A 12,599-nucleotide genomic window follows, 5' to 3' on the forward strand; every position below is an offset into this window, starting at 1 on the left:
GGCTTGCTCGCGAAAGCGGTGTATCAGTCGTAGCAAATAGTGACTGATCTAGCGCATTCGCGAGCAAGCCCGCTCCCACATTTGAATGCATTCCAGCTACAAAACGGTGGTTCGTTTAGCGTTCGTGAACGTATGTCCCCGGCGCAGCCTCAGCTGCGGCGTAAGTTTTATTACCCAAAGTTGTCGGTGCCTTCTTCAGTTTCCCCGCCCGCTCCGCCTGCCAGGCCTGCCAATGCAGCCACCAGGAATCGGTGTGCTTGGTGGCATTCTCCTGCCATTCCAGCGCCTTGCCCGCCAAGCCATCGCTGGTCTGGTAGCGCGCCTTGGGGTTGCCTGGCGGGTTGAGGATGCTCTGGATGTGCCCGCTGCTGGACAACACAAACTCGACCTTGCCGCCAAACAGCTGCGCCGACTTGTAGCAGGACTGCCAGGGCGTGATGTGGTCGTTGGTACCGGCCAGTGAATAGATATCGGCGGTGACCTGCTTGAGGTCGATCGGCGTGCCGCACACTTCCAGTGCATTGGCGCGCACCAGTGGGTTGTTCTTGAACAGTTCGATCAGGTCGCCGTGGAAGGCCGCCGGCAAGCGCGTGGTGTCGTTGTTCCAGAACAGGATGTCGAACACCGGCGGCTCGTTGCCGAGCAGGTAGTTGTTCACCCAATAATTCCAGATCAGGTCGTTGGGGCGCATCCAGGCGAATACCTTGGCCATGTCGCGGCCTTCCAGCACGCCGGCCTGGTAGGAGTGACGCTTGGCCGCTTCAAGGGTCTGCTCGTCGACGAACAGCGCCACCTGGGTGTCCAGCGTGGTGTCCAGCACACTCACCAGCAGGGTCAGGGCGTTGACCTTCTTCTCGCCCAGCGCCGCGTAGTGGCCCAGCAGCGCGGTGCAGGTGATGCCGCCGGAACAGGCGCCGAGCATGTTGATGTCTTTGCTGCCGGTGATCGCGGTGACCACATCGACGGCTTCTTTCAGTGCTTCGATATAGGTCGACAAGCCCCACTCGCGCTGCGCCTTGGTCGGGTTGCGCCAGCTGACGATAAACGTCTGCTGGCCATTGCGCAGGCAGAAGCGCGCCAGGCTTTTATCCGGGCTCAGGTCGAACACATAGAATTTGTTGATCTGCGGCGGTACCACCAGCAATGGGCGCTCGTGCACCTGCTCGGTGGTCGGCTTGTACTGGATCAGCTCCAGCACGTCGTTGCGAAACACCACGGCGCCTTCGGTGGTGCCCAGGGTCTTGCCGACTTCGAAGGCACCCATGTTGACCTGGCTCGGCATGCCGCCGTTGTGCACCATGTCCTTGGCCAGGTGGGACAGGCCATCGAGCAGGCTCTTGCCGCCGGTTTCAAAGAAGCGCTTGACCGCCGCCGGGTTGGCCGCGCTGTTGGTGGGGGCCATGGCTTCGGTCATCAGGTTGATCACGAAGTGGCCGCGGCTGATGTCCTGTTCCGACAGGTTGCTGTCGCCGATCCACTCGTGCAATTCCTTGCGCCACGCCAGGTAGGTCTGCAGGTAGCGTTTATAGAGCGGGTTCTGGGTCCAGGCCGGATCATTGAAGCGACGGTCGTCGCTCTCGGGCTGCAGCTGCGATTTGCCGAACATCACGTTCTTCAATTCGACGCCGAAGTGGGCCACATGTTTGACGCTGTGCAACGGTTGCTTGATGGCTTGGGTCAGCACCATCTTCGCCGAGGCGAGTAAATCCTTTTTTCGTAACGCGATGATCGGGTTGAGCCCCAAGGTGTTTTCCGAGGCCTGGCGTTTCAAGTCATCGTTATTCTTGTTACTCATCTACGACGCTCCATTGTCCGAAAGACGAGTACCGGGTACCGCTGCGCACCAGGTTTCGATACACAACACAAGCCAGGTACTGCGACTCGGGTGACCGTTGATACCGCATCGTCAAATGCAGGGAACTTGCCAGTTCCATTGGTTACCCGAGTTTAATTTTTTTCGCAAGCGGGCCAATCATTGGCCACGCGACAGGGCATTCAAGCAGATGAAATTAGAAAATGCCCTCTAAAGAGCAAGAAGCCTGGGCTAGAGCATCAGGCGCACGACCGATTCACTCGGATCGCGGGTTTTGCCGGCAGCCTTGAGCTCGACGAGATAATCGGCCCACAGCGCGTCCTGACGCACGGCCAGTTGGTAGAGGTAGTCCCAGGTGAACAAACCGCTGTCATGCCCGTCGTCGAAGGTCAATTTCAGTGCGTACTGACCGGCAGGCTCGATCTTGGTCAAGCGGACATTGAGTTTGCCGAATTGCAGGATGGGTTTGCCGTGGCCCTGGACCTCGGCAGACGGCGAGTGCACCCGCAGCAGTTCGGCGGGCAACTGGTAGACCTCGTCGGGCCCGTAGGTGAGGCCGAGGGTGTTGGAGGTTTTGTGCAGGTTGATGGCGGTAGGCAGTTTGGTCATTTGGGGAACCGCTCGGAGATGATCCTGAAGGAACCGGATCAATGTGGTAGCTGGGCGTGTGTGGGAGCTGGCTTGCCGGCGATAGCATCACCGCGGTGCTTCTGGCACTACGCGGCGATCCCATCGCGGGCAAGCCCGGCTCCCACAAAAGCCAGCGCTCACACAAGCTGGTCCGATGTAAGGCTTACAGGATATAACGAGACAGGTCTTCGTTCTGCGCCAATTCGCCCAGGTGGCTGTTGACGTAGTCCGCGTCGATCTTGATCGATTCGCCATTCTGCGAACCGGCCATGTCACCCGCGCTGAAGGACACTTCCTCAAGCAGGCGCTCCAGCAGGGTGTGGAGGCGACGGGCACCGATGTTCTCGGTCTTCTCGTTGACCTGCCAGGCAATCTCCGCCAGGCGCTTGATGCCGTCCGGCAGGAACTCGATGCCCAGGCCTTCGGTTTTCAGCAGCTCACGGTACTGCTCGGTCAGCGACGCGTGCGGCTCGCTGAGGATGCGCTCGAAGTCGCCCGGGGTCAGCGCCTTGAGCTCGACGCGAATCGGCAGCCGGCCTTGCAGCTCGGGTACCAGGTCGCTGGGCTTGCTCAGGTGGAACGCACCGGAGGCGATAAACAGGATGTGGTCGGTCTTGACCATGCCCAGCTTGGTGTTCACGGTGCAACCTTCGATCAGCGGCAGCAGGTCACGCTGCACACCTTCACGGGATACATCGACGCCACCGGCGTTGCCGCGCTTGGCCACCTTGTCGATTTCATCGATAAACACGATGCCGTGCTGCTCGACCGCTTCCAGGGCCTTGGCCTTGAGCTCTTCCTCGTTCACCAGGCGCCCGGCTTCTTCATCGCGCACCAGCTTCAGTGCTTCCTTCACCTTGAGCTTGCGGCTTTTCTTCTTGCCCTTGCCCATGTTGGCGAACAGGTTCTGCAACTGGCTGGTCATTTCTTCCATGCCAGGCGGTGCGGAGATGTCGACGCCGGAAACTTCGGCGACTTCGATCTCGATTTCCTTGTCGTCCAGCTGGCCTTCACGCAGGCGCTTGCGGAACAGCTGGCGGGTGTTGGAATCCGAGGCCGGTGCGGCGTCTTCGTTGAAGCCCATGCGCGCCGGTGGCAGCAGGGCGTCGAGGATGCGCTCTTCGGCGGCGTCTTCGGCGCGGTGGCTGACCTTGGTCATTTCCTGTTCGCGCAGCAGCTTCAGCGCGGCGTCGGCCAGTTCACGAATGATCGATTCGACGTCGCGGCCCACATAGCCCACTTCGGTGAACTTGGTGGCTTCGACCTTGATGAATGGCGCGTTGGCCAGTTTGGCCAGGCGCCGGGCGATCTCGGTCTTGCCCACGCCGGTCGGGCCGATCATCAGGATGTTCTTGGGGGTTACTTCAACGCGCAGTTCTTCGGGCAGTTGCATCCGGCGCCAGCGATTACGCAGCGCAATGGCAACGGCGCGCTTGGCATCGTCCTGGCCGATGATATGGCGATTGAGTTCATGGACGATTTCGCGGGGAGTCATGGACATAGTGTTTGGCGGCCTCAAGCAGGAATAAGCCTACGGCTTACTCGGCGAGGTCCTGCTCCTCAATGGTGAAGTTGTGGTTGGTGAACACGCAGATGTCGCCGGCAATGCCCAAGGCAGTCTCGACGATTTCGCGGGCCGACAGGTCGGTTTTCTTCAACAGTGCGCTGGCAGCCGCTTGTGCGTAGCCACCACCGGAACCCATGGCGATCAGGCCGTGTTCGGGCTCAACCACATCGCCGTTACCGGTGATGATCAGGGACGCGTCTTTGTTGGCGACTGCCAGCATGGCTTCCAGGCGGCTGAGGGAGCGGTCGGTGCGCCATTCTTTGGCAAGCTCGACAGCGGCGCGCACGAGGTGGCCCTGATGTTTTTCAAGCTGGCCTTCGAAACGTTCGAAAAGGGTGAAGGCGTCGGCGGTAGCGCCGGCAAAGCCCGCGAGAACCTGGCCGTGGTACAGGCGACGGACTTTTTTCGCGTTGCCTTTCATCACGGTGTTGCCAAGGGAAACCTGGCCGTCGCCGCCCATGACGACTTTGCCGTGGCGACGTACTGAAACGATGGTGGTCAAGGGGAGAGTCTCCACGCAGCGGGGCGAAAATGCCCTGATGGAAACTCATATGGGGGTGGCGGGGGGGATTTCAACCGTAGGGGTTTAAGGCGGACGAGTGGTGTTTATCGGTCTGACACATTTTTTAAGCGCACACCAAAACCAAATGTGGGAGCGGGCTTGCCTGCGATGGTGGTGTGCCAGTCACTGAAAATATTGACTGTTACACCGCCATCGCCGGCAAGCCAGCTCCCACATGGGCCCTGCTGTGTTCTCAGATTCAGCGGCTCTGGCGTTGTTGTAACAACAGGTTGCTAAACCCGGCGCCGGCCAGTTGTTTCTGTGCGACGGTCAGCTGTTCGCGGTTGCTGAACGGCCCTACCAGGACGCGATACCAGGTCGCGTCCTTGACCGTGCCGGACTCCACCGTCACCGTCTGGCCGAGCAGGATGATCTGCGCACGCACACGATCCGCATCCGCCTGTTTCGGGAACGAGCCCGCCTGCAGGAAGAATTTGGTCACCGGTGCCGCCTTGGTCTCGGCAACCGGCGGGGCTGGTGGCGGGGTGATCCCGGCCAGCGCCGCCTGGGCCCTTGCGGTGTCGATTTTCGCCGCTTCCGCAGGCGTTACCGGGGTGGTCGGCACTTGCGGCGTCGGCAGGGTTTTCTCCGGCACGGCGTCGGGCGGCACGATCACTTCCGATTCCGGCAGCAGCGTGTAGAAGTCGTACTTCGGCTTCACCGGTGCAGTCGGGCTCGGCGCAGTCTTGTTGGCTTCGGCAATTTTGGTGGCCTTCTGCTGCTCCTGCTTGACGCGTTTGACGTCATCGCCCTTGCCCGGCTCCAGCTTCATCAGAATCACCACAAACGCGCCGACCGCCAGGCCGATGGCCATCCACAACCAGCCTGGAATAGGCTTCTTCGCCGGTGCCTGGTAGCGGCTCGCGCCGCGCTTGGGTGCAGGTTTTTTCTTGGCAGCCAACTTACATACGCTCCAGGGTTTCCAGGCCTAACAGTTCCAGGCCTTGCTTGAGGGTCCGTCCAGCCAGTGCGGCGAGGCGCAGGCGACTTTGCTTCTGGGCTTCGTCGTCGGCGGTGAGGATCGGGCAATTCTCGTAGAAGCTGGAGAACAGACCGGCGACTTCGTACAGGTAGGTGCAGAGGATATGCGGCGTGCCTTTCTCGCCGACGCTGTTCAGCACTTCGCCGAATTGCGCCAGTTTCGCGGCCAGTTCCTGCTCATGCGGGGCCTGGAGCACGATCTGGCCTTCGACTGCGCTGAAGTCCTTGCCGAGCTTGCGGAACACCCCGGCTACGCGGGTGTAGGCGTACAGCAGGTACGGCGCGGTGTTGCCTTCGAAGTTGAGCATCAGTTCGAAGTTGAAGCTGTAGTCGCTGGTGCGGTGCTTGGACAGGTCGGCGTATTTCACCGCGCCAATCCCCACCACGCGGGCGATGTTGCGCAGGTCGGCCTCGGCCAGCTCCGGGTTCTTTTCCTTCACCAGGTTGTAGGCACGCTCCTGAGCTTCGGTCAGCAGGTCGATCAGCTTCACGGTGCCGCCGTCGCGGGTCTTGAACGGGCGGCCATCGGCGCCGTTCATGGTGCCGAACCCCATGTGTTCCATGTGCATCGGGTGGGTGACAAACCCTGCGCGCCGCGCCACTTCGAACACCTGCTGGAAGTGCAGGGCCTGGCGTTGGTCGACGAAATACAGCGCACGGTCGGCTTTCAGCACGCCGCTGCGGTAGCGCACGGCCGCCAGGTCAGTGGTGGCGTAGAGGTAGCCGCCGTCGGCCTTGACGATGATTACCGGCAGCGGCTCGCCGTCGGCAGTCTTGAATTCTTCGAGGAACACGCACTGGGCGCCGTTGCTTTCGACCAGCAGGCCCTTGGCCTTGAGGTCGTTGACCACGTTGATCAGGTCGTCGTTGTAGGCGCTTTCGCCCATCACGTCGGCCGGGGTCAACTTGACGTTGAGCAACTCGTAGATTTCCTGGCAGTGCGACAGCGAGATCTCCCGGAAGCGGCCCCACAGCTCCAGGCATTCCTTGTCACCGGCCTGCAGCTTGACCACCAGGCCACGGGCGCGGTCGGCGAACTCTTCGGATTCGTCGAAACGCTTCTTGGCAGCGCGGTAGAAGTTCTCCAGGTCTGCCAGCTCGTTGCTGGTGATCGGGTTTTCCTGCAGATACGCCATCAACATGCCGAACTGGGTGCCCCAGTCGCCCACGTGGTTCTGGCGGATCACGGTGTCGCCGAGGAACTCCAGTACGCGTGCCACGCCGTCGCCGATGATGGTCGAACGCAGGTGGCCGACGTGCATTTCCTTGGCCAGGTTGGGCGCCGACAGGTCAATCGCCACGCGCTCCAGCGGGCCGGCCTTGCGCACGCCGATTTTTGCGTCAGCCAGGGCCGCGTCCAGGCGGGACGCCAGGGCCTGGGTGTTCTGGAAGAAGTTGATAAAGCCCGGGCCGGCGATTTCGGCCTTGGTGACCTGCGGGTCGGCGGGCAGGGCGGCGATGATTTTTTCCGCCAGGTCGCGCGGTTTCATGCCCGCAGGCTTGGCGAGCATCATCGCGATGTTGCTGGCGAAGTCGCCGTGGGTCTTGTCGCGGGTGTTTTCCACCTGGATCGCCGGCGTCAGGCCTTCAGGCAACACACCTTCGTTGACGAGTTGGGTGAGGGCTTGTTGGATCAGCTGGCGAATGGTGTCTTTCATGGTGTTCTCTTTCGACCGCAAGCGGCGGCGCGCGATGCGCAGGTGGAAAAACTGGGCATTATCCGTGGCGAGGGCGGGCTTGCCAACCGTTCAGGTTCTTCGGCAGACCTGCGGGCCTCATCGCGGGCAAGCCCGCTGCCACATTTAAGGGTATTCACATTTCAAAACGTGGGAGCCGGCTTGCCTGGGACAGCGATTTTGAAATCAGTACAAATCTACCGGGTCTACGTCCAACGACCATCGCACTTGCCGGCCGCTGGGCATTTGCTCCAGGGCAAGCAACCAGCTACTTAATAGCCGATGCAGCGGTGCACGGGAGGTTGCCTGCAAGAGTAGCTGAGCACGATAACGTCCGGCGCGGCGCTCCATGGGTGCGGGCACCGGGCCGAGCAATTCGATGCCGGTCAGACCCAGTTCGACGAGCAAACGTTCGGCGGCGCTGCAGGCTTCATCCAGGAAACCTTCGGCCTGCCCGGGTTTATGCGCTTCGGCGCGCAGCAGCGCCAAATGTGCAAAGGGTGGCAGTCCGGCGGAGCGGCGCTCGCTCAGCGCCTGCTCGGCGAAGGCAAAGTAGCCTTGTTCTGTCAGTTGGATCAGCAGCGGATGGTCGGCCAAATGCGTCTGGATAATCACTTTGCCCGGCTCTTCGGCGCGTCCGGCGCGGCCCGCGACCTGCACGATCAACTGCGCCATGCGCTCGCTGGCGCGGAAGTCGCCGGAGAACAGGCCACCATCGGCATCCAGGATCGACACCAGGGTCACCCGTGGAAAATGATGCCCTTTGGCGAGCATTTGCGTGCCCACCAGAATGCATGGCTGGCCTTTCTGGATGGTGGCAAACAACTGATTCATCGCATCTTTGCGCGAGGTGCTGTCGCGGTCGACCCGCAGCACCGGGTAGTCGGGGAACAGAATGCCCAGGCGTTCCTCGGCGCGCTCGGTGCCTGCGCCCACCGGACGCAGGTCGACCTTGCCGCACTGCGGGCAGTGGCGCGGCACGCGTTCCACATGGCCGCAGTGATGGCAGCGCAATTCGCCGTAGCGCTGGTGCACGGTCATGCGCGCATCGCAGCGCTCGCACTCCGACATCCAGCCGCAGTCATGGCACAGCAGGGTCGGCGCAAAGCCACGGCGATTGAGAAACACCAATACCTGCTGGCCGGCGGCGAGGGTCTGGCCGATGGCTTGCTGCATGGGCCCGGAGATGCCGCTGTCGAGTGGACGACTCTTGACGTCCAGGCGCAGGAAACGTGGCTGTTTGGCGCCCCCCGCGCGTTCATTCAAGCGTAGGAGTCCATACCGGCCGGTGTAGGCGTTATGCAGGCTTTCCAGGGATGGCGTGGCCGAGCCCAGCACAATCGGGATGTCTTCCTGGCGCGCGCGCACCAGCGCCAGGTCGCGGGCGTGATAACGCAGGCCTTCCTGCTGTTTATAGGAGCCGTCGTGCTCCTCGTCGATGATGATCAGCCCGGGGTTCTTCATCGGCGTGAACAGCGCCGAACGCGTGCCGATAATAATGTCGGCCTCGCCATCGCGCGCCGCCAGCCACGACTCCAGGCGCTCCCGGTCGTTGACCGCCGAGTGCACCAGGGCAATGCGCGCATTGAAGCGCTGCTCGAAGCGCGCCAGGGTTTGCGGGCCCAGGTTGATCTCCGGGATCAACACCAGCGCCTGTTTGCCGGCCTGCAGGGTTTCACGGATCAGTTGCAGATAGACTTCGGTCTTGCCGCTGCCGGTGACACCCGCCAGCAGGAACGCGTGGAAACTGTCGAAGCCTGCGCGAATGGCTTCGTACGCGGCGCGTTGTTCGGTGTTCAGCGGTAGCTCGGGCTGGGCCAGCCAGTGTTCGTGGCGCGGGTCCGGGGCGTGCTTGCGGATTTCCACCTGCACCAGGCCCTTGGCCAACAGCAGGTCGAGGCTGTCCTTGCTCAGCATCAGCTTGCTCAGCAACTGATGTGCGACGCCGTGAGGATGTTGCGCCAGGGTGGCCAGGGCTTCACGCTGGCGCGGCGCGCGGGCGATGCGCGGGTCGTCGAGGCGCGCACCGGGCACCATCGACCAGAAGCGTTCCTGGCGCGCTTCGGCCAACTCGCCCTGGCGCAACAGCACCGGCAGTGCCCAGCTCAAGGTATCGCCGAGGCTGTGCTGGTAATACTGGGCGGTCCACAGGCACAGCTTGAACAGCTCCGGCGGCAGCGGTGGCGTGGCATCAAGGATCGCCAGGGCCGGCTTGAGCTTTTCGGCCGGCACTTCGCTGTGGTCGGCGACTTCCACCAGGATGCCGATCATCTCCCGCCGCCCGAATGGCACACGCACACGCATGCCCGGCTGCAACTGCGCCCGCAGCACGCCGGCCGGGGCCCGGTAGTCGAACAGGCGGCGCAGGGGCGAGGGCAGGGCTAGGCGCAAAATGGCGTCGGGCACGCGAGGGGTCTCATCTATAAAGGCAGGCAGTGGCGCAGGGGCGGGAGCCTAGCAGACCTGCGGTAGAGGTGTCCCGTCTCTGGTACAGGAGGCAGCACTTCTGTGGGCGCCGGGCGGGTTATGGTGGGCAGGCTTGCCCGGTGGTGTGCCGCAATTTTTCTGATGAAAGGGGCTTTTATGTGTGTAAACGAGCGGAGGCGCCGCTTGCGTGATTAAAAAGGTCTGGTAGAATCCGCGGCCTAATTACGTGCGGTATTCGACAATAGTGTCGAGTGGCGGCACGCTAGCCCGAGGAAGTCACCATGAAAGCCGATATCCATCCAGCGTACGAAACCATCGAAGTCACCTGCAGCTGCGGCAACAAGTTCGAAACTCGTTCGAACCTGTGCAAGCCACTGGGTACTGACGTATGCAACGAGTGCCACCCGTTCTACACCGGTAAGCAGAAAACTCTGGACACCGGCGGCCGTGTACAGCGCTTCGCAGATCGCTTTGGTGCTTTCGGCAAGAAGCCTGCTGCTACTCCAGCAGAGTAAGGCTCAAAAGCCTTATGGGCTTTTGCCAGCTGTTGAAAAAGGCGTCCCTTGTGGGCGCCTTTTTTGTGCCTGGGATTTGGCTCTCGGCGGCGCAGGCCGAGGCGTTCTGCCCGGCACCGACGTCCCTGGCCCGTGTGGAAGTGCAGCGCGTGGTGGATGGCGACACGGTACGCCTCAAGGATGGCCGCAGCGTGCGGCTGATCGGTATCAATGCGCCGGAAACCGGCAAGAAGGGCCGTGCGGACGAGCCCTACGCCGTCGCCGCCCGTCAGCGCCTACAGGCGCTGGTCCAGGCCAGCGATGGCCGTGTCGGCCTGGTGGTGGGGCGCGAGCGTAAAGATCATTACGGGCGCACCCTGGCCCATCTTTATGGTGCCGACGGCAAGAACCTTGAAGCCCAACTGTTGGCCGAAGGGCTGGGCTTCCAGGTGGGTGTGGCGCCGAATGTTGACCTCGTCAGCTGTCAGCAGGCCGCTGAAAACACGGCCCGCAAGGCGCGGCTCGGTCTTTGGCGGCAATCGCCGGTGCAGGCCGTCACGCAACTCAAGCGTTCCGGGTTTGCCGTGGTCAGTGGCCGGGTCAGCAAGGTCGAACGCAATCGGGGCGGTCTCTGGATTGAGCTGCAGGGTTCACTGGTATTACGCATCGCCCCGGCTCTGGTCAGCCAATTCGACAGTGCCCTGCTCGATGGTCTGCAAGGGCGCACTGTTGAGGCGCGTGGTTGGGTGCAGGATCGTTCGCGACGCGGCGGCCTGAAAAGCGGCCAGGCACGTTGGCTGCTGCCACTGACCGATCCGGGGATGCTTAAATCGACGCTTTAAGAAAAAATTGTAGACATTTTTTAAGTCGATTGTGAACAGTTGAGCCCTTGTATCCCGTGGCTCTTGGCCGAAAGTCTTAGTGCAGGGCCCTTGACACCTGTGACTGCCCAGTCTTGTAGGGACTTTGCGACACGCGTATCCTCGGCGGTCCGTCGACCAACAGTAAAAGCGGAATGCCGATATGTCTGATTTGAAAACTGCCGCTCTCGAATATCATGCCCATCCTCGTCCAGGAAAGCTGAGTGTAGAGCTCACCAAAGCCACTGCCACCGCCCGCGACCTGTCGCTGGCCTACAGCCCTGGCGTTGCCGAGCCCGTACGTGAAATCGCCCGCGACCCTGAACTGGCGTACAAGTACACCGGCAAAGGCAACCTGGTTGCAGTGATTTCCGATGGCACCGCGATCCTGGGCCTGGGTAACCTCGGCCCATTGGCTTCCAAGCCAGTCATGGAAGGTAAAGGCGTGCTGTTCAAGCGCTTCGCCGGCATCGACGTTTTCGACATCGAAGTCGACTCCGAAAGCCCGCAGGCCTTCATCGACACCGTCAAGCGCATTTCCATCACCTTCGGTGGCATCAACCTGGAAGACATCAAGGCACCTGAGTGCTTCGAGATCGAAAAGGCCCTGATCGAGCAGTGCGACATTCCGGTATTCCACGATGACCAGCACGGCACCGCGATCGTTACCGCGGCCGGCATGATCAACGCCCTGGAAATCGCTGGCAAAACCCTGGCTGACGCCAAGATCGTCTGCCTGGGCGCTGGCGCTGCGGCCATCTCCTGCATGAAGTTGCTGGTGAGCATGGGCGCCAAGCTGGAAAACATCTTCATGGTCGACAGCAAGGGCGTGGTCCAGTCCGAGCGTACCGACCTGAACCAGTACAAGGCGATGTTTGCCCACGCCACCGAGAAGCGCACCCTGGCTGACGCCCTCGACGGTGCCGACGTGTTCGTCGGCCTGTCCGGTCCGAACCTGCTGAGCGCCGAAGGCCTGAAGTCCATGGCGGCCAACCCGATCGTGTTCGCCTGCTCCAACCCTGATCCAGAAATCTCTCCGGAACTGGCGCACGCCACCCGTAGCGACGTGATCATGGCGACCGGCCGTTCGGACTACCCGAACCAGGTCAACAACGTACTGGGCTTCCCGTTCATCTTCCGTGGTGCCCTGGACGTTCGCGCCAAGCGCATCAACGAAGAAATGAAAGTCGCCGCCGCCAACGCCCTGCGCGAACTGGCCAAGCTGCCGGTTCCTCAGGAAGTGTGCGACGCCTACGGTGGCATCAAGCTGGAATTCGGCCGTGAGTACATCATTCCGAAACCAATGGATAAGCGCCTGATCACCCTGATCTCCGATGCCGTGGCCAAGGCCGCGATCGAGACCGGTGTGGCTACCCTGCCGTATCCGAAGCACTACCCGCTGCAAAGCGTGGATGATGTGTTCAACGGCTAAGCCGTTGTAGCGCACAACAAAAAGCCCCGGCTCGCGAGAGTCGGGGCTTTTTGTTGGCTGGCAATTAGCTTGAGCCTTGCGGTGAGCTAAAGGTGGGAGCGGGCTTGCTCGCGAAGGCGGTGTGTCAGTCGGCCCATCTGAGCCTGATACTCCGCCT

General features: G+C 61.7%; 10 protein-coding genes. 3 read left to right on the top strand and 7 right to left on the bottom strand.

The window, feature by feature from the left end:
- Positions 1-115 precede the first annotated feature (115 nt).
- The 7 genes from phaC to QMX97_RS29205 all read right to left on the bottom strand — a co-directional run bounded on the left by phaC (position 116) and on the right by QMX97_RS29205 (position 9,635).
- Complete coding sequence (phaC, locus tag QMX97_RS29175) at positions 116-1,795, bottom strand: class II poly(R)-hydroxyalkanoic acid synthase (RefSeq protein WP_106805380.1); 1,680 nt, start codon at positions 1,793-1,795, stop codon at positions 116-118.
- 249 nt (positions 1,796-2,044) lie between these two features.
- Entirely contained in the window at positions 2,045-2,422 is a 378-nt protein-coding gene (locus tag QMX97_RS29180) for a DUF971 domain-containing protein (RefSeq protein WP_065899901.1), read from the bottom strand.
- Between the two features lie 184 nt (positions 2,423-2,606).
- Entirely contained in the window at positions 2,607-3,944 is a 1,338-nt protein-coding gene (hslU, locus tag QMX97_RS29185; RefSeq protein ID WP_282398052.1) for an ATP-dependent protease ATPase subunit HslU, read from the bottom strand.
- Positions 3,945-3,981: 37 nt separating this feature from the next.
- Entirely contained in the window at positions 3,982-4,512 is a 531-nt protein-coding gene (hslV, locus tag QMX97_RS29190) for an ATP-dependent protease subunit HslV (RefSeq protein ID WP_010563201.1), read from the bottom strand.
- A gap of 259 nt (positions 4,513-4,771) precedes the next feature.
- Entirely contained in the window at positions 4,772-5,473 is a 702-nt protein-coding gene (locus QMX97_RS29195; RefSeq protein ID WP_065899905.1) for an SPOR domain-containing protein, read from the bottom strand.
- A gap of 1 nt (position 5,474) precedes the next feature.
- Complete coding sequence (gene argS, locus QMX97_RS29200) at positions 5,475-7,211, bottom strand: arginine--tRNA ligase (protein ID WP_120447438.1); 1,737 nt, start codon at positions 7,209-7,211, stop codon at positions 5,475-5,477.
- Positions 7,212-7,415: 204 nt separating this feature from the next.
- Positions 7,416-9,635, bottom strand: a complete 2,220-nt coding sequence (locus QMX97_RS29205) for a primosomal protein N' (protein WP_065899909.1) — start codon at positions 9,633-9,635, stop codon at positions 7,416-7,418.
- A 302-nt stretch (positions 9,636-9,937) separates the two neighbouring features.
- Here QMX97_RS29205 and rpmE point away from each other — a divergent pair, with 302 nt between their 5' ends.
- From rpmE to QMX97_RS29220, 3 genes are all read left to right on the top strand, one after another.
- Complete coding sequence (gene rpmE, locus QMX97_RS29210; protein ID WP_005784030.1) at positions 9,938-10,171, top strand: 50S ribosomal protein L31; 234 nt, start codon at positions 9,938-9,940, stop codon at positions 10,169-10,171.
- A 14-nt stretch (positions 10,172-10,185) separates the two neighbouring features.
- The gene (locus QMX97_RS29215) at positions 10,186-10,992 is read left to right on the top strand and encodes a thermonuclease family protein (RefSeq protein ID WP_282398053.1); all 807 of its coding nucleotides are present in this window, start codon (positions 10,186-10,188) and stop codon (positions 10,990-10,992) included.
- Positions 10,993-11,173: 181 nt separating this feature from the next.
- Positions 11,174-12,442, top strand: coding sequence for a malic enzyme-like NAD(P)-binding protein (locus QMX97_RS29220; protein ID WP_065899913.1), 1,269 nt, complete (start codon positions 11,174-11,176; stop codon positions 12,440-12,442).
- Positions 12,443-12,599: the final 157 nt, after the last annotated feature.

This window comes from Pseudomonas sp. PS01298, assembly GCF_029959745.1.
Classification (GTDB): Bacteria; Pseudomonadota; Gammaproteobacteria; order Pseudomonadales; family Pseudomonadaceae; genus Aquipseudomonas; species Aquipseudomonas aylmerensis.

Bases quoted from the DNA above. Each gene is read 5' to 3' on its own strand.
- QMX97_RS29215 (WP_282398053.1), top strand. From the start codon at position 10,186: ATGGGCTTTTGCCAGCTGTTGAAAAAGGCGTCCCTTGTGGGCGCCTTT.
- hslU (WP_282398052.1), bottom strand. From the start codon at position 3,944: ATGTCCATGACTCCCCGCGAAATCGTCCATGAACTCAATCGCCATATC.
- phaC (WP_106805380.1), bottom strand. From the start codon at position 1,795: ATGAGTAACAAGAATAACGATGACTTGAAACGCCAGGCCTCGGAAAAC.
- QMX97_RS29220 (WP_065899913.1), top strand. From the start codon at position 11,174: ATGTCTGATTTGAAAACTGCCGCTCTCGAATATCATGCCCATCCTCGT.
- rpmE (WP_005784030.1), top strand. From the start codon at position 9,938: ATGAAAGCCGATATCCATCCAGCGTACGAAACCATCGAAGTCACCTGC.
- argS (WP_120447438.1), bottom strand. From the start codon at position 7,211: ATGAAAGACACCATTCGCCAGCTGATCCAACAAGCCCTCACCCAACTC.
- QMX97_RS29180 (WP_065899901.1), bottom strand. From the start codon at position 2,422: ATGACCAAACTGCCTACCGCCATCAACCTGCACAAAACCTCCAACACC.